The sequence below is a fragment of the Chloroflexota bacterium genome, assembly GCA_016875875.1.
In the GTDB taxonomy this organism is placed as follows: Bacteria; Chloroflexota; Dehalococcoidia; order GIF9; family UBA5629; genus 9FT-COMBO-48-23.
On sequence record VGOP01000016.1, the window covers coordinates 1 to 24,180 of the forward strand.

Genomic DNA, 24,180 nt, shown 5'->3' on the forward strand with positions numbered 1-24,180 from the left:
TTACAGGACGAACGAGGCAGCCAAAGCTCCTCAGCCTGTAGAAGCCATGGCCATCTCCCAGAAATAGTCTATCTCAGAGTCACAAGGAGGTCAAATGAATGGCCATTGACATCTATTAGGAAATCTTAATGTTAACTTCTCAAGGCGCCGCAAACTCCCCTAATATATTATTCTTGACTGATCCGGGGGTTTAATTTAGTATTGTGCAGGATGAAAACCAAGAAAATCTATCTCTTCTTGGGCGTATCCCTTGCCGCTCTCGGATTCATAATCAGCATGGTTGTAACTACCGGGCTGTTGACTGGATTTATGATTCGTCTGATATTCTCACATACGCTAAGATGGATACCAATCAGTATGTTGGTCATTTCAGGAGTATGTATCTTGACGAGTGTTGTCCTTTTAGTGATGGGGCTTACTTTTAAAACAAAAAAGTAACCTTCATTGTCTAAACCAATGAGTGCGAGTTTGGGGTGGTAGCCTGGTTTTTTGCCGACATTTTGCCGACAAACTGTTTGGCACTCAGAAGCACAGGGTGGTACAGCCAGATACGAAATGGCCATCAATATCAGACAGGAAAAGAACAAATGCTATCTGATGGGACTAGGCGGGACATCATGCTTATTACTTTTAATCAGGGTGTCACAGGTTCGAATCCTGTACGGCCTACCAACACACAATATATAGCCTAAGCGACAGGTCTAGAATCTGTATCTAGTTAGAATCGGCTCGGAATCGGGCCGATTTTTTGTTGCCCGCAAAAAGTTGTCAACCTGACTCTAGCGACAGGTGTCAACCTGATTTTCAGGGAGGTGAAAATGAACAGGGACAGTCTAGACCTGGAAAACCTTATCCAGGGCTTCAGGCTCTCGTGCCATGCCGAAGGCAAAAGCCCAAAGACCATTGAATGGTATATATCGTTTTTGGCTGTGCTCAACAGATTCCTGGAGCAGCGCCAATTACCCACAGAACTGCAGTACATCGATAAGAGCCACATTAGGCAGTTCATCAGGTATCTGCAGACAGAGGTCAGAACACCACACACCGGTAAGGCCCTCTCCCCTGCTACAGTACAGGGTTATGTCCGCACACTCAAGGCTTTTTTCTCCTGGCTTATTAGAGAAGATTATGTCAACTACAATCCCATGACCGCAATACCCGTCCCCAGAGCTCCGGTCAAGATTATCGACACCCTTACCGTCGACCATATAAAACGCCTCGTAGATCTCTGCCGTAGGACAGATGGTATCGGCTGCCGCAATTTGTCTATCCTGCTACTGCTTCTCGACTCAGGCATACGCGTCTCCGAACTGATAGCCATCGACCTCGACGATCTGAATCTAACTGAAGGCTTCATAACGATCAGGGGAGCCAAGGGAGGCAAAGAAAGGACAGTGCCCATCGGCAGCCTAGCGCAGAAAGTGCTGTGGAAATATATCTACACCTACAGACCTAAGCCCTTGACCGACAGTGAGAAAAAGTTATACCTCAATGACAAAGGACTACCACTAACTAGGAACGGCATCCAGCAGATGCTTAGACGATGCGGCAAAAAAGCTGGTGTCACCGGGGTCCGCTGCTCGCCGCATACATTCCGGCACACTTTCGCTAAAAATTATCTACTCAACGGCGGCGACATTTTCTCCCTACAGAAAATTTTGGGGCATACGAGCCTGGCATCCGTTCGGACATATATCAACCTATTCGCTATAGATATAAAGAAACAGCATCAGCGCTACTCACCCGTAGACAACCTTGCCCAGAGCCTGAGCGTTCGTTCACTAATTGCAGTTTCAAACCGCTACAAATAGGACGCAAGTATTTAGGTGCAGTGAGATGAGAAACAATATATACCCTCGGCAACCATTGCGTGGTCAGCATAATTATTATTATTAGAAAGGAGGTAGCTATGAGTGACATAAACCAAGCTGTTGGTAAGTTCAATGAGGCGGCTATGACCGATAGGAATCAGGCTATTGGTACCTTCATGGTAGTTGTAGGCATGGCCATTAGCAAGGAAATGGATGACTTAGGTGTACCACCACATCTAAAGCCAAATTGTCTGTGGGCGGTCAAAAAGTATATGCGCAAAGTCCTAAGAGACCTGACTGACTCCGAAATTCAACTGGACGTCATTACGCTGCAGAACCTAGTCAAGACTTATCCGAGCTTTGGCCCCATAATTTCATCGCAGCCGGACCTACTGCTATCGAACGACCTACGCCATCTGATCAGATCAGCAATAAGGGGCTATCTCAATTACAAGAAAGTCTAACACGCAATTTGAAAATATGCTTACTTACGGAACCGGTTGACCGTGTTAATATTGCAACTCGGTCAACAACGACTCCACGTTCAAGAGAGTGTGTACTGGCTTTCCACTTGAATCGGATTGACCCAGTCACAAAGACCCGAGTAGCCAGACTTGAATTGGTCTAAGTTTCGGTTTACAATATATGTAACAATAGAATAGCAGTCTGTGAAATCGCCGACGATAGAAACAGAAAAGGCGATGGAGTTCTCGGCACTGTGGCTACTAATGACCACAGGCTGATATGCTTCATCGCCTTTTTTATAGGTGTGGATATGGTAGTCACGACGCCGAAAGTGATCAATGAGCCTCCGTATGAGACTGCGTTCAATCATCTCTTAGATGACTACAAATTGAGTCTGGAGACAGCAAACAGAAGTTCCAAGACTATCTCGTGGTACCTCGAAATCTTGAACAGATATTTTGTTTTTCTGCGCTCACACGGCCTTCTAAAACCAGCTCAAGAATTAGGGAAGGACGAACTTAGGGCCTACATATCGCACCTGCAAACCAGCAGCAGATGGTCTGGCAGGCCACACATTAAGTCTGTGCAAGGGACATTATCGCCACATTCAGTTCAAGGCCATGTTAGAGCAATAAAAGCCTTCTTCAGTTGGCTCTTTGACGAAGGACAAATCGAGAAAAACTCGCTGGCCGGGTATCCACTTCCTAAAGTGCCGCAAAAACAAATCCCAACCCTGACCCTTGACCAAGTGAGAAAGCTACTTACCTTGATTGATAAATCAACTGCTGTCGGGGCCAGGAACTCTATTATTTTGCTGCTATTACTTGACACGGGTATGAGAATATCCGAGCTCGTCAGAATAAAGATCGATAATATTGATTTTGTCCGTGGCCTAATTAAGATAGTCGGCAAGGGCCAGAAAGAGCGCATTGTCCCCTTCTGCAGCGAAACGAGGAGGCAACTGCGGCGTTATTTTAAAACCTTCCGTCCAAGGCTAGAACAAGAACCTTCCCCATACTTATTCCTAAAATCCGATGGGGAATGTGTCTCTGTAAACTGCGTGCAGCAGTTATTGAGACGTCTTGCCGCACGCGCTGGACTACAAAGTGTGAAATGCTCACCCCACATATTCAGGCATACCTTCGCGACTATGTCTGTGGCTGACGGTGCAAATGCCTACATCCTAAAAGAAATCCTAGGACATTCCAGTTTATTGACAACACAGAAGTATATCCATTTGCAACCGAGTGACTTGCGAGCCCAGCACGCGCAATTCTCTCCGATTACCAAGCTGCTTAATGAAAATCACGCTCTCTAACCAGCTAGGCGGGTATAAAAGGTTTAAGCGGCACAGAACGATGTTTCGTGTTATGTGGGAGCATGGCATACGCAGAAAGCAGAAATATTACCAAGGATATTGAAATTGACTACCAGGTGCCATGGGTATATTATTGGTGACAAGAGCGAGAGGGATCAGGATACCTGATCGCGAGTTGAAATGGAAAATCCCAATTATTATAGGTCAGGCACATCAGGAGACTCAGCAGTAAGGCTAATCTCTGGAATGCCGAAGCAGTCAATAACACAATCACGTTGGGCTTTTGTAGCAACAAGTACAAGGAACATATGGAGTACGCTTACAGGGGTTGGGCAGAGTTCCAAGGGTTCGGGTATAAGCCTAAATCTTAAAGTCACAGAGTGTTGAAAAAATCAGGGTGGGTTCGAATGCAAGGAGAACTCCTTTATGAGGCAAAAGTGAAGCTTCTGCCCGGTGTGGATATCGGCTTTGTACCCGAGGGATGGAGAATCAACTTCGCCTTTACTGGGGATGTAAGTGGGCCAAAGATAAGCGGCAAGCTCGATGGAGTAGACTATCTGCTAATTCGTCCCGATCGCGTAGGGCTTCTGCACGTTCACGGCGTTATCACCACAGATGGGGGCGACCGAATTTCCATTGAAGTCTCAGCGTTCGCCACGGACACCCCAGAGGGGCGCCGTGCCATTAAAGGAGCCTTAACCTTCCAAACAGGCTCAAAGGAATTTGCATGGCTGAACTCAACTCGAGGGTATGAGGAGGGCTACGCCGATATGGAAAAAGGGGAACTAAACGTTAAAGTCTTCATACTCTAAATTCGCGCGTTATGGGCTAGTAGACTAGAATGACCAATGCTATCGAGAATCATAGCGCGCACGCGCAAGATACTTTGTTGCCACACGTCATAAAATTCCTGTTAGCAAGAACAGTAACTTCTAAGCGAATCTTCTTCTTGTAATACCTAAGTTTTCTGTATGCTCACTCCACCGGTCGCAGCTCTATCACCTCAATTACACTCTCTATCCAGTCGTAGAAACCAGCAATCATACGGTTATCAATCCAGCATCCACTATGATAAGCCTCTAACCACAAGATGATTGAACCTTTTGGCTGATTGTTAGAGGTACCAGCTTTGGAAGCCCGCATTATCGAATGCCATACATTGCTAGGAAATTCTATTCAGCGGCTCTTCTGACACGCGAGCCGCACTTCTCCCATACCTTTTGTAGGTCTACAATGGATAAGGCCTCTCTAAGCCGACACAAAGCTTGAGGACTATACCGCTTGTATATAGAAGACTTTGATAATCGGAACTCTTTGTAGCACGCAGGTTCTCCTTGTAGTTTCAAGTGGCGCACCAAGGCCAAAGTACGTGGAGAAGTCAAACCTAGGCTTTGAGCTAAGTCGTTTAATCTCATTGAATACCGGTCCAAAAGGTTAACTTCACGCACTAAAGTTGCTTGTTCGAAGTCTGGCTCACCTTCCCTTATTAGACGAACAGGGGCTGCCTCCGGTTGGCGAGTGAAGCGAAGGGAAATCGTGAGCGCATGCCCCTGGGTATCCAAACGAAGCATAGCAATCCCAGGAAATAATCTTTGCCAGGTATCCCCTTTTTTCACGCGCTGCATTACACGGCTGACATCTCGATCGGTCGGCTGTTTGCTGTCTCCCACCAGATTTGATTCCATGATCATTAGGTGACGTAGTTTGCCTCTTGCTTCGGCCTTACGCTTCTTTCTTGGATGAAGTAACTCTTGAATTTGTGTAAATTCAGTGTCCATAAAGGTAATCATGTCCTTCGGCGGACTTGTTGTTATAGGCAACACTCTGGTTGGCATGTGATCAGCTAGCCGTTCACTAAAAACAGAATCTAACAATCGATCGAAGAGAGTGACTGCGGCCTGTGTGTGAATATAGAGAGCCTGTTCGGATAGGTCTATCAGATTATGAGCAGAACAATCTCTTAAGCCATCCAGAATCGAGAGGGTTCTTGATTCGTCTTCATCTAACACATGCAGGTCACCTTTAGCTATCCCTATACACTTGTCAAACCGATATGCGAAGCTCCCCTTACTCTCCGATACGATTCCTCTTGCCTCGTAGATAGCAGCTTTCAAGAGCATCTCGAACGAGTGCTGTAACAGAATTAGAACTGCTTCCGTCCTGCCGACTTCGTGAGGACGATTAAATAATTCTATTGCCAGCAGCAGAGAATTAATAGCGCGACGCTTAAACCTTCTTGTTTCCCTACGAAATCTACCCATTCGACCACCCAACTTCCTATCTTGATTATACTACATACGAGCAGTCCCGGTAATATTCTAAAAAATTATTTGGTTTGGCGGACCGATAGATGTAGCATGAGTTATACCAGTTTGACAATCTGACGAGGTATTCAGTTCTCTCTAACCTCGTCGTCAATCCACTCGTGTGACATTCGCTGCTGCCGCTAATAGGCAGAGCGACTATCTCAGGGACTTCGTGGCTGTGAACCACTTTGACAAGGCCGATGGATTTGGGGGCGGCAAAAGTAGTGGTCTTGGTGATGAGAAGGCTTTCACGCAAGGCGGAAATTCGCAACAACTGCACTATGGTCGGAAGCTTCTGTCCGGCGCCCGGTTACAGTGTCGTATGTTAACCACCTTCTGGAATATGTGCCACGCCGCTCGATATAAACATCCTGCAACGCACTTTTGAGGGCATCCGAGACGAGCAGGTAATCGAGTTGTTTCTTGCCTGTCCGATAAGTGCCTCGCTGAGAAGTCTCCAATTTGAGATTGACATTATATAGCCCCTCTTTCTCTAGTAGCGGCGATAGCGAGGGACTGGTTGCATCAGAGTTAAAATCCCCGGCCACGACGACATATTCTGCCTGTAGATTATGCTCGCTAACCAGTTCGGCTACTCGCTCGACTTGCTCTCTACGGCGCCGGTTACTTTGAGGGTCGTTCTCCGGACTATACCCCATCGACTTGAAGTGGTTCACCATCAGTTGCAGTCGTCTTTCCTCGGACAGTTCAATCTGTACCTCCAGGCAGTCACGGGAGAATATCGGTACCACTTTCCCGTTGTATTCTGTTTTTTCATGTATGTGGCTACGAACCCATGAAATGGGTAAACGCGACATAACGGCTACGTCTATGCCGCGTTCGTCGTTACCATCGATAAGGAGTATAAATTCATAGCTGGATTTTCCCGCTGGCTGAAGAAACTGTTTTAGAAGCAAATCGTCGTGGAACTTTTGAAGTATAGGTCGGCTCTCCACCTCTATCAAGCATATCACATCAGCATTGATGTCGCTGATTACCCGCGCTGTGTTTTCTACGGCAACATCGTCAGCCTTGTGACGGGTGAACTCGACCCAGCCTAACCACTGCCCGGCACCAGCAACCTTATCGTGTTTGCCACGCACATCGTTGATGGTTATATAGCCACTGAGCTTCTTTTTTAATTCGTTAATATGCTTGTGGTCAAATACGTCCTTACTTAGCTCCTCTTGAAGGAGCGAAACATAACCGAGCAGCTCCAATGAACGTTCCTTTTTCTCAGCGAAGATTCGTGGCCTGCTGAAGAGGTTCTCACAATTGAATGTTGCTATCCGCAGATTCTGTGACATTTTAAGTTCCTCCCTTCTGATGGGCCATTTATGCGCAGTCGCTTCATCACTCTCTATGAAATTCTATCGTTTGGAGCGTGTTTGGCTCCACCACGTCCCAGCAAATTAGTCTGGCATTGCCTTTGACCTTTGCCACAACCTCGGCATACGACTGAAAATCTCCTTTACGCAGCGAGTTATTGTCAAAGAACCATAATGCCCCCTCGGGTGCATGGAAACCGCAGACAGTGTGGCTGCTGCTCATAGGCCGGAGCATAGCCGTTATCAACACCGGAGAGTAGCTAGGCTGCCACCGTTGTAGCAAGGTCGCTGCCAGGATGGCAAACCCATCGCAGTCATCTTTTTTCTTAGCCCAGACTGTTTGCGGATAGCTAATGGAATCGAAAAGATGCAAAGGCCCATCCATTGACCATATCACCTCTTTCAAGCAGCCTTCAATATCCTCCAAAGAACCAGCCACTGGCAGTTCCTTATCCCTGTATTTAGCCTCACACAACCGGCGTCGCAGCCGAGACCACTTATATCTGCCTTTTCGCAGCCACCAGGTTAAAAAACTATCGGTGATCGAAGCCATGATAAGCCTACCCTAGAATTTTGACCAGAGACGGAGGCTCCTGTGCACCTTAGGCTTAGCTTCCCAGTATAGTCCAACATACTGAGCAAAATTCCACGTATCGAAGAATTTCTTTGCTGCCTGTCTCCCTGATTGATACAGCGCCTCGCTTTTCTTCCGGGGAATGTTGAATTCAGTCGTCTTAATACCTAGTGTCGGGATGGGTATCGTCCGGATAAAGTTTTTGTCTTCAATATAACGTGCATCATGGGCTTCCATCATGGTTGAAAACAAGGCAGTCAGCAGGCTGATAGGCCCTTTCACCCGGTGAGGAGTGCCTTCTTCAGGCTCAACCAGTTTAAAGCCGAAGGTCGGCCGCTCAGGTATTCCCTTATCGGGATCAAATAGCCATACCGGGAAATTGCTCAATATCCCACCGTCCACAATATAGCTCACCTGATTGGTCTTCATGTTCTTAAGGGAAACCGCCTCATAGAAAAAGGGTATGCTCATGCTCATCCTTATAGCGGCAGCAACATTGAGGTCCTCGGGCCGGACTCCGTATTTAGCTATATCCTGAGGCAAGACAAGCAATCGACCCCGTGATATATCCGAGGCGATTACCCTGAGCTTAAAGCGGAACTGTTTGTTCCTTTTGTATTCGTCAAGGATGAGGTCGCCAAACGTCTCAACATTCTTTTTAAGAAGTAACTCTCTAATCCAGTCCTCGAAGAATTTACCTTCGTAGATGCCCTTTTCAAAGGTCAGACTAACCAGTTGCCCGACTAGCGGGACTCTGTCAAGTACAGAGGCATCCTTAAATTCCCTGTAGTCCAGGTCTGCCAGTATCCCTCTGATTTCAGCAGCACTGTAGCCTGCAGCCAGTAAGGCAGCAACGATAGCACCGGCAGAGGTGCCAGCCACGTTTACCCACTGGTAACCTCGCTCCTCAGCAACCGCAACAGCACCGACCAGGCCTATCCCCTTAACTCCACCACCTTCAAAGACCGCATTCGCCAGTAATTTTTTCGCCCTCATCACGCATCCTCTGCTAATTTTCAAATCAAAACTTATTCACGCGTCTAAGTTAATTCAAGTGTAGTTCCTATACAAAGCCATGTCAATATGTAGAGCTTGGATAGGGATGAATAGGTTCATCAAAGGTATTCCAGATACGAGCTGGAACTTGAAATGCAGAGTTGCCGCGGGAATTTTGGTACAACTAGCAGAAAGGCACCATCCTTGCACAGCATGACGGATTGTTAACTCAATTATTTGCTTTAGGTTGGGAGTGCGGCCCTGCTACTTGATCACTATTGTTCTTTAGTGTCTGCAGCGCTTATAATACTAGAGCTTAAGCGAGACGCTGGACATCGAATATGACAAACAAAGATATACTAGATTTTGTTGATGAATTCCGTAATCTCACCCAAACGACTGCCAACGAGGAAGAGCTCAGAACAGCTTTTGTTTCAGCAGCTATTAGTAAGCTATCAATCCGTGATCTAAAACTAGAGAGAGGACGCCAAGATGTACGGCGCAATCGAGTTATCATCGAATTTAAAGATAAGGGATTGTTCCTAGGTACCAAGACGAGTGCTAGGTTCCAGGAAGCACTGAACCAACTAGTGGATACCTATATTCCAAACCAAGCGCGTCAGGACAGCCGCAAGCCATGTGATTACATAGGTGTGTGCTTTGACGGTCTCCATTTGGCATTTGTCTATATTGAAGACAGCGGCCGCTACCGCGTGACTGACCTCAGGTCATTCGACAACTATAGTGCTGCTGCTTTGGTACTTGCGCTCGCTCTTGATGACCGTAGGGAACTTATACCCTCGAATGTAACAGATGACTTTGGCCCTACTTCCTCTCTCGCATCTGCAGTGCTGCGCGCACTGTGGATACATTTGGATACATCTCTCATGACACATGTAAACCGAGTGGAAATGCTTTATGGCGAGTGGAATGACTTGTTTGAACAGAGCACTAGCCTCGGACGGATTAGTCGAGCGCGCCTCAATGCATACTGCCAGTCGATAGGACTACCTGGCGAGGCTGACCCAACCCGAGTTCTGTTTGTGCTTCATACTTATCATGCCTTGGTCTTCAAATTGCTCGCCGCTGAGCTTGTTATTGCCAATGCAATAATTCCTGGTATCAAAACAGATTACTGTTTTAGCACGTCGACGCTCAATGACGAGACACTGATGGCTTCGCTGGAGCACGATATCGAGGAATCAGAGCTATTTCGGCAAGCGAACATCCTTAATTTTGTCGAAGGGACGTTTTTCTCTTGGTACCTTGTATCACCAACGCCGGCACTTGTCGAAGCTATCCGTTGGATGATGCGACGTATAAGCCTGTACCGCCTCACAGGACTCGAATTGACGCGTACGCGGGATATCGTGAAGCGCGTTTATCAACAGCTCGTGCCTAAGGTGCTGCGCCACAATATAGGGGAATTCTTTACACCTGAATGGTTAGTAGAGTTCACCTTGGACCGCATCGGCTACCAAGATGATTCTATTCTGGCTGAGAAATTCCTAGACCCCTGTTGTGGCTCAGGTAACTTTCTTATTCATGCCATAGAACGCTATAAGCAACAGGCTCGTGTTGCCGGATGGGAAAACACGAAGACATTACAGGGTATAACTGAGCACATATTTGGATTTGATTTGAATCCACTGGCCGTACTAACTGCTCGTGTAAACTATCTGATTGCGATTTCAGACCTGATATCCACTCATTCTGATGTAGAAATACCTGTATATCAAGCTGATGCTATCTATGCACCGACAGTCAGTTCCAACCGCGCAAAAACCACGCGTGTCTACCAGATTGGTACACGCGTACAAACTATTACCTTGGAGTTGCCCGAGAATCTGATCCAACGTAATCGTCTATTTGGCCGAATATTAGAAATCATGGAACGAATAATACGTCAGAAAGACTCCGAGCATGTCTTTTTGTCAAGTCTCAATGGTGATCCGATTTACTCGACTGAGCCCGATAGAGCAACGTGGGAGCCATTTCTGTTCGACATGTTCCAAAAGATTGAGGCATTAGAGAGAATTCCATGGGATCGTATTTGGTGCCGCATAGTCCGAAATTACTTTGCGTCTGTAGCGGTGGGCAAGTGCCAGTTTGTTGCAGGGAATCCACCTTGGGTTCGATGGTCGGAGCTTCCCGCTCGGTACACACAACGTATCAAGCCGACATGCGATGAATACAACATCTTTTCTACGGACCGTTATTTCGGTGGCAACGAATTGGATATCTCTGGCATGATAATATATACGGTAGCGGACAAGTGGTTGTTGGACCAAGGAGGACGTCTGTCTTTTGTTATAACTCAGACACATTTTCAATCCCAGTCCTCTGGCGGATTCCGACGCTTTGAGGTCAAGGGGGTCCCGTTAAAAGTAATAGGGGTTGATGACTTTGTAGACGTAAGGCCGTTCCCTGGTCTGGCAAACAAGCCAGCAGTATTAAGTCTTGAGAAGGGTCAGCCAACAACATATCCCGTGTCCTACGTTAAGTGGAAACGTACAGCATCGAGAACCGTTCCAGAAGATTTATCTTGGACGACCGCCTGCCGCCGACTTGCACATACGGCGCTAGAAGCGAACCATCTTAGTGGCTCAGGTCATCGATGGAGTATTCTTCCGCCGGGGCGTTTCACTGCACTGCGAGCACTAGACGGCGAAGACCTAAATATTGAAGGACGAAAGGGAATAGTAACAGATTTAAATGGAGGTTACTTTATCGAGTTGCTGGGTCCGGGGAGAACTCCAGATGCTATCCGCTTTCGTAATGTTCCACATGAGGGTCGCCAACCAGTGCTGCCTCGGACGGACGAGATCGAACTCGATCTGGTGTACCCTCTCATTAAAGGAGCCGAGAATATTCGAGCCTTCTTTGCCAACAATAGTTCTTTTTATGTTATTGTCCCAAATAAAGGCATTACCATGTCAATGATTCCGACCGTGAGTGAGTTCGTTCGGGGCTATCCCAAAGCTCTCAGGTATTTCCGAGAAATCAATAGAGACGGAATCTTGGAGCGGCGTTCTACCTGGCGGACTCGCATGGCACCACAATATGACCGTCTCGTTCGCCATAACCGAATGAGCACGCAAGATGTACCTTTCTTCGCCATTTATGATGTCGGCGATTATACTTTTGCAGAATACAAAGTCGTGTGGGCAGAAATGGCGGGAACATTGCGGGCTGCGGTCATTGGGGATGCAACGGTACCTTTTGGGGGAGGGCCAAAACCAATCATTCCCGATCATAAGGTCTATTTTGCTCCTTTTGCCAGTCACGAATACGCACACTATGTTTGTGCTCTTCTAAATTCAGCGCCTATCCGTCGATTTATCGATAGTTTTACAATAAAGCTCCAGGTTGGCACCCTGTTTAGACATATTCATCTACCAGTGTACGAGCCATCTGACCCAAGTCATCAACGATTAGTGCAGTTGTCGCTGGATGCCCACCAACTCCTTGCTCAAAGCGGAGGAATTGGGTCGATTGCTATGCAACTCGAAGACATCGATGTCATAGTTAACCGGATGTTGGGCTAGCGTTTTGGGAGTGGTGATCATAGTAAATCTGGCCATCCGAAGCACGGAACGTGGTGTACTGAATCCAAATTGTGTTTCTATCCGCCTTGCTGTATCTTGATTGCATGATATAGCGCTCTTGGCCACGTACTGAACTGCGATTGCACTTTACTGACAATCGTGCAGATGTTCTTCATTGAACTAAAAATCATAGTGGAATTTCAGGAGCTGGCCAATGATTATGTTAACCACTATCGGTAAGCAGTTCTTGCCGAACGTGTTGAGCCCTTTCCATCAATATCGCTGAGCTTTCATTCGCCGCGATGAAGTCACAGACTTGTAGCAACATGTCTTTATTTTTATCTCTAAGCATTTCAGCCATGTCAAACGCAGCTATACGGATTGTACTATCTTTATCCTTCAACAGGTCCCACAAGATTTCATTCGCTTGCAAGCTACAGTCTTTACTCGCAATCATTTTGATTAAGAAAGCTGCAGATTCCTCTCGGGCAACCGGACGCCTGACATGCTTGTGTTGACCTGGGTCAATAAAGAGCCTCATAAGGTTAAGCGCCTTGCTGGGGAATCTGTCGGAAATTAGCAATACGTTTCTGCACGCAGCAATGCGTGTGAAGGTATTATTGCTCGTGCTCATTTCTTCAAGCCTCTGCACCACTTCCAATATATTCTTACCTTTTGATAATTCCAAGAGTTCCAAAAGGTCTTTGATCGCCTGTAACTCATCTTGAGAGAATGTTCTTAAGCAGAACTCCAGCAAATCATTGCGAATTTCGCCCGACCGCTTAGGATCAATGATTTCCCACTCATGAAGTGTCTCGCACACAGCCATAGCGACATAGACTTGATCTTTCTCACGTAGCTGTAGCAGAGAAGCGATATCCTCTGTTTTGAACTTATCAAGAAGCAAAGGGGCACCGGGCCAAGCCGGTATTCTTAATTCCTCCACGACTCGCCTTCTAACGTCTGAATGCATTTTAGAATCGTCCCAATCTTCCCTTAGAAGTTTAGCGATTCTAAGAGTGCGGTTGACGTCTATTTGACCAAGAGCAGATAAAGCCTCAGAAATTCTGCGCCTCATTTCCCAATCTGGGCCCTGGCACAGTTCGTCAAGAACATTAAATAGAGTATCTCCGGATCTTATATGTTTCCTGCGCCACCTACCTGCGATGAGTTTCCCAAGAAGGTGATCTAGTAGTGGGCGACCACCAGCAATCAAGTAAGAAATGACTACTTCGATTAGTATAGCTTGTTGCCTAGATCTGCGTCTTGTAAGGAAAACTGTTGTTGCAGCAAGTATGATCCCGCCTGCGAATGCCGCCCAATCACTCGGACCACCTATATGAAACCGAATAGAAATAACTACAAAAAAGAACATCCCAATCACGAGAATCGCGAGTAACTCTGCATATAGGCCAAGGCGGTCCCAAATATCAAATCCTTTTCGCCGAATTGTTGATATTACAATTCTACCGAACTTTCTCCATTTAGTTCTCATGTTGTTCTCTCAGAGCATCGTGTCTTACTAATTCTTGTGCAATCTCTATTTGTTTCTCCCAATCACCGTAAAGCTTACCTCGTGCAACGAGACGCCTGTACCGTCTCATGGTTCGAGCATCAATAATCCCTGGCGATTCATTCTTAAATGGTGTGCCTGGAAGCGGCATAAAAGTATGACCGTGTATTCGTGCACCCATGGCACTAAATTCTTCTATCAGACGAAGTGAAGCACGAATATCTGAAGGCCTCTCCCCGGGTAAGCCAAATATGAAATCAACATTTGGAATGAACCCGACATCCAGTGAAATTTTTACGGCGGAGACAATGTCTTCCACAGTATGACCCCTATGACTTAAATCTAGAACTCGTTGTGATCCTGACTGTGCTCCTATTATCAGATTATTGTTATTTACGTACTTTTTTAGAATTACTAAAGCTTCTCGAGATACATGTTCAGGGCGAACCTCAGAAGGGAATGTGCCAAAAAAAATACGGCCTTTATCTCCCACAGTTGCTCTGACAGAAGCAAGCAATTCTTCAATTTTGGATAGATTGACCGAGCTATCGAGTGAACCGTATGAAAGTGCAGTCGGTGTTATAAAGCGAATGTCTTTGAGACCGTGGTCTTTCATTACCTTAACATAATAACAAATATTGTCTATTGAGCGGTGTCTAAATCTAGCTTTAAACATAAAAGGGGTCTGACAAAATCTGCATGCATAAACACACCCGCGAGTAATTTCAATAGGATTGAAGTGCCGATGTCTGGGAGCAAAAGGGGGGTAATCATCTAACTCTATCCGTTCCCCCGAGCCGTTGGAGACAAATCGTCCACCAGAGAGATATGCCATCCCGTTTATATGCAGACAATTTTCGCCATTAAGTAAGCGTTTGAAGAATTCAATAATGGTCTTCTCTCCTTCTCCTACTGCTACGGCATCAAACCCGGCACGTAAAGTTTGTTTGGGCTCTGCAGTAGGATGTGGTCCTCCCGCTAAGTGAACAACCTCAGCATTCTCAGTTCGAGACTTCAATGTGTGGAGTTCGGCTGAACTCTCAACAAATTGAGGTGAATGTAAGGACCAACCAACGACAGTCTTACGGTAAAGTTGACTTGCCTCGTCTATCGCCGAAGTCAGTGACTCGGACTTACTGGCAAAGAGGATTTCCACGTCCTGTGGCGTAAACGCACTTTCCAATGCTCCTGCGATTACATTGAGGCTATATTTGTTATCAGGTCTATTGTAAGCTATAAAACAAAGAGCCTTGCTTTCCATAGCTGCTACGCTCCAACCGCTCACACGGCAATTGGGCCCAGCTGCAAGAGCTGAAACCGAAACCTATCTGAGACGTGCACTATTCATGTTACCAACAGTTCCGTCCATAGTCAATGAGGTAATTTATGGCATAGAGTCTTAGACGCTAGTGTTTTATATTTCAAATGTGCGGATTGTCTAGAAACTTGAGCATAAGTAAGCAGGCAAAACGTGCTTCTCTGGAGCGGCATTCCGCATTCACGAGGTCTCGGTTAGTATTGTATAATGAGTTCTGTTATGAACATTGCCTTCGTGACGCTCGGATGTAAGGTCAATCGAGCGGAGACTGAGGAACTGGTGCGCTTTGCTGTTAATGAGGGTTACTCGGTAGTTGACCCTGCTGAGGGGCACGTGATCGTTGTGAACACATGTACCGTGACTCGCACAGCTGATGCCAAGGTGCGTCATCTGTTGCGGCGTCTTCATCGCCAGAATCCAACAGCCACCATAGTTGCGATTGGCTGCTACGCGGATAGAAACCAGTCAGAACTGCGAGCGATTGAGGGCGTAAGGTTAGTAGTACCCCGCAGAGAAAACAGCAGCCTATTGGCAGTACTTGGTGAGCGATTTGGTCTGTCTCGCTCCGACGGAATCGTGACTATGCCGAGGTTACGCACTCGAGCTCTTGTGAAGATCCAGGATGGCTGCAACCTACGGTGTACATATTGCATTGTGCCCAAGGTGCGAGGCACCGAATGTTGTCGTCCCATACAGGAGGTGATAAGGCAAGTAGCCTTACGTGTGGACGAAGGCCATAGCGAGGTTGTACTTAGTGGTATCAATATAGGCAGTTACTATTGGGACGGCTACGACCTATCGGATTTGGTCGCTCAACTGCTAAAGCATACTGACGTGCCTCGATTGAGACTCACCTCCCTTCACCCAAACGATATCTCATCTAGCCTCTTATCCAAGTTCAAAAATACTCGCCTTTGTCCGCATCTTCATCTCCCTCTACAAAGCGGTAGCGACCGGATACTCAGAATGATGGGTAGACGCTATAGTGTCAATGAGTTCTTTTGTGCACTGGCTAATGTGAGGGCTTCTATTCCAGACGTCGCCATAACTACAGACGTTATAGTAGGTTTTCCTGGCGAAACAGACAAGGACTTTGAACAGACCCTTACCCTATGCCGAGAAGCAGGTTTCTCTTGGATTCATGTCTTTCCTTTTTCACCTAGGCCTGGTACACCTGCAGCAGAGCTACCCCCGGTGAACGAACGAGTTAAGCTAGAACGCGTGAAGAAGCTATGTATCCTAGCCAACGAGAGTCGAGAGCGTTTCCAAACGGGCTTCTTGGGACGGAGTTTACCTGTACTCTGGGAGAAGCAGACGCAGCCGGGGGTGTGGACTGGCTTTGCTCCTAATTACATTAGGGTCTTTGCTCATAGCCAGCAGAGCTTGGTGGGCAGGATAAGACATACGAGGCTGAAATGGTGCGATGATGGAAGGACTTGGGGTGAACTCCTTTAGCTCCGCTGTTGAGTTAATGGTGAACATTAGCCTGGATTGTTGGCAGGTGCTACCATAGCCCTCAATCTTTCGTGCTTTTTAGATCGATGGCTATGGTTGACAATTGCACTCTAATCAGGTACAATAGAATCATAAATGAGTGCGACTCTCAGGGATGATAGGCGAGCCATTGCTCTCTTTGGTAAAACTCGTAGAGCTGTACTTTCTCTGATTTATTCCCGGCCCGGTGAGGTATTCTACTTACGCCAAATAGCACGGGCTACTGGTAGTGGACAGGGTGCTATTCAGAGCGAATTGAAGCGTCTTTCCGACGCTGGCATTATCTTGCGCATGCTTTGTGGGAAACATGTTCTATACAGGGCTAACAAGGAATGTCCTATCTACAAGGAACTGAAAGGGCTGATAACAAAGACAGCAGGTGTAGTGAGTCAACTACGAGTTGCCTTATCCTTTTCGGATGGGTATGTAGATGTGGCGTTCATATATACCTCTCCGGATCATGACGAAAAGTATGGAGCCAATGAGGTTGATGTGGTGGTCGTAGGTGACGGTCATAATGAATCTGTCCTTTGGCAGGCTGGAGAGACATTAGACCGAATTATCAACGTCAAGGCTTATACTCCTGATGAGTACCGGTCAGAACTAGCAAAGCCGCGAAGTTTCCTTAACTGGGTATTGACTCAAAAGAAACAATTTGTGATAGGCAACGAGAGAAGCCTTGCGAAATTGCGTGAGAAGACGAAATAGAATTGAACATAGGCCTGGTGCTTATTTAGCCGTAAAAATTGCTCATTTTCAATCTAAAGACTTATTGCCTATTGCAAAAGAATCTATTGATCAAACGTGTGGTATGTGATAGATAGTTACTGCTCAGTATTCTAACAGGGAAGTAAGAATCCCACCAAAAGGAGGGCATAAAGAGTTGGCACATGCGAATGAGTCTGGACTTGGGTTGAAATGGAAAACCTCACGACAGAAGGCTTGGCGGACTAAGGTGCAGGAAGTGCCGATGGAACAGTTAGTGGTCGGTGAAGCCTTTCGGCTTTGCGTCTTTACAAATGATTTTAGTTCTGGTTACGATCTTTGGGCTATGCTTAGGGCAAGTGACCGACTGTTGCAAGGGGGCAAATTTGAACAATTAGGAAGCATATTTTCGATATACCTAAACCCATTCTACGATACTATACGCCATTCGGGAGGAGAAGACACTACTTTAACTGTAGAAATAATAGAAAGCAGTAGCAACCAATTAATTGCAGAGGTGGATATTTTAAGATTTCTAGGACGGGTGGACGTCTCTCTATACAAAGAAACACGCGCTCAAGCATCAAGACACGGCTGAGGCATTGGGAGTGGGAGGCGTTGCTATTCCACAAACGAGCTACAAGATAAGGCACTTAGGCCACTCGGGGAGTACAGAATTGCTCATCGGAAACCTGATGGATGCCTCATTGTTGAGACAGTAAACAACAAGAGGTATTTTATTGATTGTGATGGGCAGATTTTTGGAGAAATCAACAGGGGGAAATGACAAAGCATCCTGACGTACACAGCAGCCCAAACTGCAACAAAAAAAGGCCAGGGTGGCTTTGAATCCACCCTGGCCTTGCAGTTTAGAGACCTTCTTATTGCTTCTCTTTGGCTTGTCTTTTGACTTTGGCTACTGACAGGTAGTCGGGACACTTGGGCGAGCATTTCTGATGCCCCTTAAGGCATTCCCGACATAACCAGTAGCACTTCCGTGTATTAACGCACTTATAGGTTATGCTCATTACAGTCCTTTCTAGCCCTGTAAAAAGCAAAAAGCGGGGGTCGCTCCCCCGCTCTTTGCGTTGGTCTTCGTTTTGGCTTTGCGTTCTATTTGGCTCTGTTTAGGCTACGGCTACAGGCTCTCTGTCCTCTTCGGGTTCAGGTTCGGCTACCTCTTCTGGCTTGACTTCAGGTTCAGGCTGTCTAGCCTTGCCTCTACGCTTTGGCTTGGTTTCAGCTTTTGTCTCTGCCTCTGCTTCTGCCTTCGCTTCCGTCTCTCTGGCTACCGCTTCGGCTTCTGCCACTGCCTTGCTTTCAGGTAAGCGCATCGGCATAACCAAGCATCGGTAACCGTCAACGGTTAAGGCAATAGGCGATTGCGGGCTTGCCAGCTTCATTTCAGCTATGCCGCCGCAAGCTCTTAGGGCTTTTATCAGGTAGTTTCCAGCTACCGCTATCTTTGCCTCTCCACTGGTTTCGGCTGATACTACCATAGAGCCTCTATCCTCTTTAGCCTCGATGGTAACCTTGTTATCGGCTACGGTTAAGGTTAAAGGTCTATAAAGCCCTTTGGTTTCATCGTCAAACCAGATAGCCAACAGGCTTTGACAAGCCTTGATTGCCTCTTTGGTGTCAAAGCTGGCTGTGGCGATAAAATCGCTGGGAAATACCTTGCCATAATCGGGATAGCTACCCTCGTGGCTCGGTAAGCTATACTTGATTAGCTCGGTATCAACAATCAGCGACTTGGCAAGCAAGCCGCCGTTGTCGCTATCTGGCTTTTGCTCGAAGCTAACCTTAACTCGTTTGGCTTTCCTTAAGGCTGGTATCAAGCCTTTAACATCGTCTCGATTGATTAAGGCTTCAGCCTCTCCAGCCTCGAAGTCAAGGTTAATCTCTCCAAGCGTAAAGCCATCGGCAGCTATCAAGGTTAGCTTACCGTCTTTTTGGACTACCTTGACGCATTGGAGAACTGGTCTGGCGTCATCGGCATCGGTAAACGGTAGCACCCTTAACAAGGCATCGGCTAGCTCATTACCGCCGAGATTAGGCATAACAGCGTAGCTTGGGCTTACTCTGACTTGGCAGAAAGTGAAAGGTGTGTTGGCGTTAAGCCAAGCTCCATCTGATACGTAGCTTTGGTGATTGCCACAGACTACCTTTAAGCCTTTACCGTTAGCCTGCAATCCGCTAGCACTACCGTTGGCAGGTATAACCTTGACCACGTTACTGCCTGCCAGAGCCTTAAGGTAGCTCAAAAAGCCTTTCCTGCCTATGTGGGTTTCGCTATCGAATAGCATCACCCTTTCGGCAGTTGCTCTAGAGAGAGCACTTACAAGCCTTTCCTTATGACACACAAAGCCATCACCAGAACGCTTGCCTTCGATATTAAGTTGTTCCGTCTTAAATCACCCCCTTTATTTCAGACGCTTGACGGCAAGCGTCATTCTTATTAAGGCTACTGGCTACTCCGCAACTGCTGGCAGCAGCTTCCGCCTCTACCTATATAGTTCCAAAAGAGGGCTGAAATTGACCATCAAGTTAAGGCTAGTTGATACTTTTTTAATTCTTTTTGGCGATAGCGCTCAACGTAATGGTAATCCTTGAAGTCGAGACGGTTACCGTTATAAAGCCTTACGGCTATCTGAACCAGTCTTTTTGGGCAGCCTAGCAGCCAGCGTCTAGCATCAAGCCAAGCGTCTAGGTCAATAGCCTTATCATCGGCTAGGGTCTGCCATAGTTCGGCTGTTTCTCCGTCTCCGTCTGTTAGCTCTCCGTTTAGGCTTAAGATGGTTGGCTTTCGCATCAAGTCTCGCCAGTAAGCCATAACCGTATAGCTGGCTACTCTAACCATAGAGCCTTCTGTGAAAGGCTTATGACCGTTGCTGTTGGCTACTTCGGCAAGCCTCAAGATGATGTCCTGTCTCAAGTCCTGTCTATCGGCTGCCTTTGCCTTGTGTTGAAACTTGTCTGCAATCTCGATATACTTTTGCCAGTCTAGCGTCATCTTGTCTCCGTTCGAGGCAAGGCTAGATTTCCCTAGTCAGCCAGACTGGCTAGGGATTTATAATGCCTCACCTCACCTTGAAGGCAAGCATTCTGGCTTCAAGCCTATTCAGTTGTTAAGGTGCTTCGCATTTGACAGCTTCATTATTGAACAATATGAGCTAAGGTGCATTATTTAGATATAGCTACATTTACATGAGCGACTTGGAAATGGAATTGCCGAGGTTATTTCGTAGTATAGAGTCAAATTAGCTTCAGCTAGCCTGTTGCTCAGTTGCTGCTATCTGTAGACAGGAGATTGCGGGGTTTGACCACCAGAATTACAGCCAGCCCTGCTGCCAGCTCTGATTCTTTGGTATAACCCTTTTACCACCTGGCTGATGCCCCTTAGGAGTCATGTCCGTCGCCAGACCTAGTGTCAAAATAGTGTTAAAACGCTTAATGTCCGAAGTCCTGACTACTGCTGCTCACATTGGACTTAATAACCAGCCCACCAGTGTTTCAACCTACCATAAACCAATTTAGCCAGTTCCAGGCTATGGCTCCATGAACCAAACCACTCCTGCAGAGAGAAAACACCCAGTTTGCTTCAGCATTTGGGCAATGAAAACTACGGTTTATCGTGAGGCTGAAAAACCGTCGGCCTGCAGAAACCACAGACTGCAAACACTGAAATGCTCTAGATTCGCTTTGCGTGCGTGTTGACAATTTTTCGCGGCATGTGCTAATATTAAGTTTGAAGCCCTGATTGACAGGGCTTCAAGCATTGATAGACAGGTTGTCAACCTGATTTTTTAGATAGTGTCAACCTGACTAATTAAAAACTGAATACTTTTCCGGCCGATTCCAAATACAAAAATGCCCTGAAATCCAGGATTTTCACAACATTACTTTTAATCAGGGTGTCACAGGTTCGAATCCTGTACGGCCTACCAGTTAGGTAATATTATTACCTTTCTTTAGCTTCGATTTTCGCCAAGAAGGTCGAATTTCCCAAATTTTCACTCGTGAGAAAGGTGATGTTATTACCCTGGACATCACGTTCAAGTCACCTCGTCTCAATTTGCCGAAACATGAGCACATTTCTGACTTTTGTATAATCCACACACATAGAGCAATACTCAGATTGTGACGTCTCTGCCAAATGGGGAATTTATAGCTAAGTTCATGCAGACATCCCAATGTTCGTGCAGCGATGCTTTCCATAGGCCACGCGTACGGATGATTTGATGAAAAACCTGTAGTATAATTGTGGGAAAATACTCTTGTTGCAGCTAATTTTATGGCTTTGTGGAGGAAATCATGACGACTATTAAGGCTTTCATCAAGAGACACCCGGTGTTGACTTACTATATTCTAGTGTTTGCTATCTCATGGGGTGGCATCCTAATTCTCATTGGTGGACCAGGCAATATCCCAGGCACCAAAGAACAAGCTGAGAAATTATTTATACCCGCACTCCTCGTTATGTTTTCCGGTCCGTTCATCTCAGGTATCCTTATGAATTTCTTCGTCGATGGCAAGGTAGGCCTGCGCAAGCTTTTATTGCGGTTATTGCAGTGGCGGGTTAAAGCTCGTTGGTACGCTGTAGCGGTGTTGACGGGCCCGCTTCTCGTGGCTGTGGTACTCTTTACGTTATCGCTTTTCAACAAAGCATTTCTTCCCGGGATCGTCACGACAAATGACAAAATTGGATCGCTGATATTCGGTATTGGATGGGGGCTTGTGGGTGGTGGATTGCTGGAAGAAACCGGTTGGACCGGATTTGCAGTACCTAAGTTGCGGCAGCGGTATAGTATTTTATCCGCTGGCCTAGTCGTTGGTATTCTTTGGGGTATATGGCATTTCATGATAGCTTTTTGGGCAAGTAATTATTTGGGCGGCGTTGACTCATGGGTTATGTTTGTGGCGGGATTTCTTGCTTTTTATCTACTAGCGCTTCCGGCATATAGAGTGCTTTTGGTGTGGGTTTTTGACCGTACCGGAGGAAACCTACCCGTGATAATGCTTATGCACGCTTTTCTTTCCGCCAGTACACTAATCTTCCAGCCGTCAGCGGCCGGAGAGATCGCTTTTATATGGAATTTCGTGTTTGGTCTAGTATTATGGATCGTCGTTGCTATAGTCGCCGTGAAAAACCGCGGACAGCTATTACAGAAACCAGTTTCTTAAGAAGTAACGATATTTAAAATATGAACAAAACAATAACAAAGGTTTTGCTCATCTGCGGAATTGTCGCTCCGTTACTTCGCGTTATTACTGATTTGCTTTCGGCTAGGTGGTATCCAGGTTATAGCTTGCGTGACCAGACCATGAGCCAGCTTGCAGCTGTCGGAGCTCCGACTCAACAATTTCAGATTGTTCTTCTTGCAATATTTAATTTACTTATTATCGCCTTTGGAGCAGGCGTATGGAAATCTGCCGAAGGAAAACGCTCTTTAAGTATAACGGCAATTATAATAATACTGTTCGGGGTAACAGCATTGATTACCTTGCTATTTCCACAAACAGCGATGCAGTTGGAAGAGGGTCTGGCTCCTCAGATGGTTCACATAATAGTTACGGCTATGGGCATTTTACTGATTGTATTATTTATCGGATTTGGAGCTGCGGCATACGGAATAGGTTTCCGCATCTTTTCAGCGGCAATGATTATAACTTTGCTTCTTTTCGGGTTTTTGGCGGCCACAAAAGCGCCTCAAGCCGTGCAATTCGCTTATCCTTGGATGGGAATTATGGAGCGCATGAGTTACTATTCCTATCTATTGTGGATTTTAGTATTTGCCGTTGTTCTTTTGCGTGCTCAAGGTACTGCACCCAAAGATAACTCTTAATGAGATAGATGATTTTGGATAACACAAAATCAAGCCTTAGAAGTAGCAGTGACTGGACTTTAAACAACTGACTAATGGCTTATGAGTTCCTTTGTTCGGTGTAGTGCTTAGAGAGTCTGTTTTCTCTTATTATCGTTTAACAAATTAGTATTTTGTCACATTAACTCAACTTGTGATATTGATTTCGAATGAGAAAAGGAGGACCTCATTACTTTTAAGTGCACGTGGTCGTGCCGATGTTTATAAAATGTTGGTATTAGGGCCTAGAACTACTTGCTTCTTTTCAACCAGAAGTCTAAGATGTTAATAATTGGGGGAACAATTTGAGGCTGTCATCACCACATTGTCAACGAGATTAGCATCAGGTCTCGCAACACCTTTATTAATAAGTTACCATTTCCAGAAGGAGTCTTGAATTATGGAGTTTTTTGACCTTATGAGTATCTCACACCGCTATATGGATATACTAAACCCTTCCACGCCTGAAAAAATCATCAAACTTGGCAAATTACTCGAATTGAAAAAAGGAAACCGGGTCATCGACTTCGGTTGTGGTTGTGCCGAGCCCCTCATTCTTTGGGCTGAGGAATTCGGTATTACTGGTATTGGCATAGATATATCCGAGGATTTCTGCGACCGGGCCAGGAAAAAGCTGGCCATGAGAGGATTGTCGGACCAAATCGAAATCGTTTGCTCCCATGCGGCTGACTACGTATTCGAAGAGGGGGCTTTCGATGCCGCAACATGTATTGGGGCAACGTTTATTTTTGGCGGCTACCAAAAGACAATCCAAACAATAAAACGGGCTGTTCATCAGAATGGACACCTTGGTATCGGTGAAACTCACTGGCTTAGCAGTCAAGTACATCCGGAATATGCCCAAAAACAGACAACTACCCACACAGAACCGGAACTAACTCAATTTACCCGGGATGAAGGCTTTGAACTCGAATACATA

At 46.3% G+C, this 24,180-nt stretch carries 21 protein-coding genes; 11 read left to right on the forward strand and 10 right to left on the reverse strand.

The window, feature by feature from the left end:
* Nucleotides 1-227: 227 nt before the first annotated feature.
* Nucleotides 228-563 (reverse strand): hypothetical protein, encoded by a 336-nt coding sequence (locus FJ023_09395; protein MBM4447535.1) that lies wholly within the window; start codon nt 561-563, stop codon nt 228-230.
* Between the two features lie 255 nt (nt 564-818).
* Between FJ023_09395 and FJ023_09400 the strand changes: the two genes are divergently transcribed.
* The 4 genes from FJ023_09400 to FJ023_09415 all read left to right on the forward strand — a co-directional run bounded on the left by FJ023_09400 (nt 819) and on the right by FJ023_09415 (nt 4,406).
* Entirely contained in the window at nt 819-1,811 is a 993-nt protein-coding gene (locus tag FJ023_09400; protein MBM4447536.1) for a hypothetical protein, read from the forward strand.
* Between the two features lie 98 nt (nt 1,812-1,909).
* Nucleotides 1,910-2,275, forward strand: a complete 366-nt coding sequence (locus tag FJ023_09405; GenBank protein ID MBM4447537.1) for a hypothetical protein — start codon at nt 1,910-1,912, stop codon at nt 2,273-2,275.
* Nucleotides 2,276-2,529: 254 nt separating this feature from the next.
* Nucleotides 2,530-3,594 (forward strand): hypothetical protein, encoded by a 1,065-nt coding sequence (locus tag FJ023_09410; GenBank protein ID MBM4447538.1) that lies wholly within the window; start codon nt 2,530-2,532, stop codon nt 3,592-3,594.
* A gap of 407 nt (nt 3,595-4,001) precedes the next feature.
* Nucleotides 4,002-4,406: a DUF3237 domain-containing protein gene (locus FJ023_09415; GenBank protein MBM4447539.1), complete on the forward strand. Its 405-nt coding sequence runs from the start codon at nt 4,002-4,004 to the stop codon at nt 4,404-4,406.
* A gap of 360 nt (nt 4,407-4,766) precedes the next feature.
* Here FJ023_09415 and FJ023_09420 read toward each other — a convergent pair whose 3' ends face one another.
* Genes FJ023_09420 through FJ023_09440 form a run of 5 tightly spaced genes read right to left on the reverse strand, consistent with a single transcriptional unit; the run spans nt 4,767 to nt 8,798 of the window.
* On the reverse strand, nt 4,767-5,855 hold the full coding sequence (locus FJ023_09420; protein MBM4447540.1) for a hypothetical protein: 1,089 nt from the start codon (nt 5,853-5,855) through the stop codon (nt 4,767-4,769).
* A gap of 25 nt (nt 5,856-5,880) precedes the next feature.
* Nucleotides 5,881-6,183 (reverse strand): divalent-cation tolerance protein CutA, encoded by a 303-nt coding sequence (locus tag FJ023_09425; GenBank protein MBM4447541.1) that lies wholly within the window; start codon nt 6,181-6,183, stop codon nt 5,881-5,883.
* Nucleotides 6,149-7,207, reverse strand: a complete 1,059-nt coding sequence (locus FJ023_09430) for an endonuclease/exonuclease/phosphatase family protein (protein MBM4447542.1) — start codon at nt 7,205-7,207, stop codon at nt 6,149-6,151. Before FJ023_09430 ends, FJ023_09425 begins: the two co-directional genes overlap by 35 nt.
* Nucleotides 7,208-7,253: 46 nt before the next feature.
* Nucleotides 7,254-7,781 (reverse strand): hypothetical protein, encoded by a 528-nt coding sequence (locus FJ023_09435; protein MBM4447543.1) that lies wholly within the window; start codon nt 7,779-7,781, stop codon nt 7,254-7,256.
* 12 nt (nt 7,782-7,793) lie between these two features.
* Nucleotides 7,794-8,798 (reverse strand): patatin-like phospholipase family protein, encoded by a 1,005-nt coding sequence (locus FJ023_09440; protein MBM4447544.1) that lies wholly within the window; start codon nt 8,796-8,798, stop codon nt 7,794-7,796.
* 341 nt (nt 8,799-9,139) lie between these two features.
* Here FJ023_09440 and FJ023_09445 point away from each other — a divergent pair, with 341 nt between their 5' ends.
* Nucleotides 9,140-12,346, forward strand: a complete 3,207-nt coding sequence (locus FJ023_09445) for a hypothetical protein (GenBank protein ID MBM4447545.1) — start codon at nt 9,140-9,142, stop codon at nt 12,344-12,346.
* Between the two features lie 223 nt (nt 12,347-12,569).
* On the opposite strand, the gene FJ023_09450 is transcribed toward FJ023_09445, so the two are convergent.
* Together FJ023_09450 and FJ023_09455 are read right to left on the reverse strand one after the other, a co-directional pair.
* Nucleotides 12,570-13,292: a hypothetical protein gene (locus FJ023_09450; GenBank protein ID MBM4447546.1), complete on the reverse strand. Its 723-nt coding sequence runs from the start codon at nt 13,290-13,292 to the stop codon at nt 12,570-12,572.
* Between the two features lie 538 nt (nt 13,293-13,830).
* Nucleotides 13,831-15,120, reverse strand: coding sequence for a TIGR04013 family B12-binding domain/radical SAM domain-containing protein (locus FJ023_09455; protein MBM4447547.1), 1,290 nt, complete (start codon nt 15,118-15,120; stop codon nt 13,831-13,833).
* 264 nt (nt 15,121-15,384) lie between these two features.
* Here FJ023_09455 and mtaB point away from each other — a divergent pair, with 264 nt between their 5' ends.
* The 3 genes from mtaB (at nt 15,385) to FJ023_09470 (ending at nt 17,974) form a co-directional block, all read left to right on the forward strand.
* Nucleotides 15,385-16,632 carry a tRNA (N(6)-L-threonylcarbamoyladenosine(37)-C(2))-methylthiotransferase MtaB gene (gene mtaB, locus FJ023_09460; protein ID MBM4447548.1) on the forward strand — a complete coding sequence of 416 codons (1,248 nt, stop codon included), beginning with the start codon at nt 15,385-15,387 and terminating at the stop codon, nt 16,630-16,632.
* 135 nt (nt 16,633-16,767) lie between these two features.
* On the forward strand, nt 16,768-17,379 hold the full coding sequence (locus FJ023_09465; protein MBM4447549.1) for a winged helix-turn-helix transcriptional regulator: 612 nt from the start codon (nt 16,768-16,770) through the stop codon (nt 17,377-17,379).
* Nucleotides 17,380-17,641: 262 nt separating this feature from the next.
* Entirely contained in the window at nt 17,642-17,974 is a 333-nt protein-coding gene (locus FJ023_09470; protein ID MBM4447550.1) for a hypothetical protein, read from the forward strand.
* Nucleotides 17,975-18,503: 529 nt separating this feature from the next.
* Here FJ023_09470 and FJ023_09475 read toward each other — a convergent pair.
* Nucleotides 18,504-19,739, reverse strand: coding sequence for a hypothetical protein (locus tag FJ023_09475; protein MBM4447551.1), 1,236 nt, complete (start codon nt 19,737-19,739; stop codon nt 18,504-18,506).
* A gap of 179 nt (nt 19,740-19,918) precedes the next feature.
* Complete coding sequence (locus tag FJ023_09480) at nt 19,919-20,389, reverse strand: hypothetical protein (GenBank protein MBM4447552.1); 471 nt, start codon at nt 20,387-20,389, stop codon at nt 19,919-19,921.
* Between the two features lie 1,301 nt (nt 20,390-21,690).
* Between FJ023_09480 and FJ023_09485 the strand changes: the two genes are divergently transcribed.
* From FJ023_09485 to FJ023_09495, 3 genes are all read left to right on the forward strand, one after another.
* Nucleotides 21,691-22,560, forward strand: coding sequence for a CPBP family intramembrane metalloprotease (locus FJ023_09485; GenBank protein MBM4447553.1), 870 nt, complete (start codon nt 21,691-21,693; stop codon nt 22,558-22,560).
* Between the two features lie 20 nt (nt 22,561-22,580).
* On the forward strand, nt 22,581-23,222 hold the full coding sequence (locus FJ023_09490) for a DUF998 domain-containing protein (GenBank protein ID MBM4447554.1): 642 nt from the start codon (nt 22,581-22,583) through the stop codon (nt 23,220-23,222).
* A 418-nt stretch (nt 23,223-23,640) separates the two neighbouring features.
* Nucleotides 23,641-24,180: class I SAM-dependent methyltransferase (locus FJ023_09495; protein MBM4447555.1), on the forward strand; the 540-nt coding region annotated here is incomplete at its 3' end.

What these genes read in the sequence shown, in the direction of transcription:
- FJ023_09445 (MBM4447545.1), top strand. Translation starts at nt 9,140, where the DNA reads ATGACAAACAAAGATATACTAGATTTTGTTGATGAATTCCGTAATCTC.
- FJ023_09415 (MBM4447539.1), top strand. Translation starts at nt 4,002, where the DNA reads ATGCAAGGAGAACTCCTTTATGAGGCAAAAGTGAAGCTTCTGCCCGGT.
- FJ023_09430 (MBM4447542.1), bottom strand. Translation starts at nt 7,207, where the DNA reads ATGTCACAGAATCTGCGGATAGCAACATTCAATTGTGAGAACCTCTTC.
- FJ023_09455 (MBM4447547.1), bottom strand. Translation starts at nt 15,120, where the DNA reads ATGGAAAGCAAGGCTCTTTGTTTTATAGCTTACAATAGACCTGATAAC.
- FJ023_09405 (MBM4447537.1), top strand. Translation starts at nt 1,910, where the DNA reads ATGAGTGACATAAACCAAGCTGTTGGTAAGTTCAATGAGGCGGCTATG.
- FJ023_09470 (MBM4447550.1), top strand. Translation starts at nt 17,642, where the DNA reads ATGGAACAGTTAGTGGTCGGTGAAGCCTTTCGGCTTTGCGTCTTTACA.
- FJ023_09485 (MBM4447553.1), top strand. Translation starts at nt 21,691, where the DNA reads ATGACGACTATTAAGGCTTTCATCAAGAGACACCCGGTGTTGACTTAC.
- FJ023_09420 (MBM4447540.1), bottom strand. Translation starts at nt 5,855, where the DNA reads ATGGGTAGATTTCGTAGGGAAACAAGAAGGTTTAAGCGTCGCGCTATT.
- FJ023_09490 (MBM4447554.1), top strand. Translation starts at nt 22,581, where the DNA reads ATGAACAAAACAATAACAAAGGTTTTGCTCATCTGCGGAATTGTCGCT.
- FJ023_09395 (MBM4447535.1), bottom strand. Translation starts at nt 563, where the DNA reads ATGGCCATTTCGTATCTGGCTGTACCACCCTGTGCTTCTGAGTGCCAA.
- FJ023_09435 (MBM4447543.1), bottom strand. Translation starts at nt 7,781, where the DNA reads ATGGCTTCGATCACCGATAGTTTTTTAACCTGGTGGCTGCGAAAAGGC.
- mtaB (MBM4447548.1), top strand. Translation starts at nt 15,385, where the DNA reads ATGAGTTCTGTTATGAACATTGCCTTCGTGACGCTCGGATGTAAGGTC.
- FJ023_09480 (MBM4447552.1), bottom strand. Translation starts at nt 20,389, where the DNA reads ATGACGCTAGACTGGCAAAAGTATATCGAGATTGCAGACAAGTTTCAA.
- FJ023_09400 (MBM4447536.1), top strand. Translation starts at nt 819, where the DNA reads ATGAACAGGGACAGTCTAGACCTGGAAAACCTTATCCAGGGCTTCAGG.
- FJ023_09440 (MBM4447544.1), bottom strand. Translation starts at nt 8,798, where the DNA reads ATGAGGGCGAAAAAATTACTGGCGAATGCGGTCTTTGAAGGTGGTGGA.
- FJ023_09465 (MBM4447549.1), top strand. Translation starts at nt 16,768, where the DNA reads ATGAGTGCGACTCTCAGGGATGATAGGCGAGCCATTGCTCTCTTTGGT.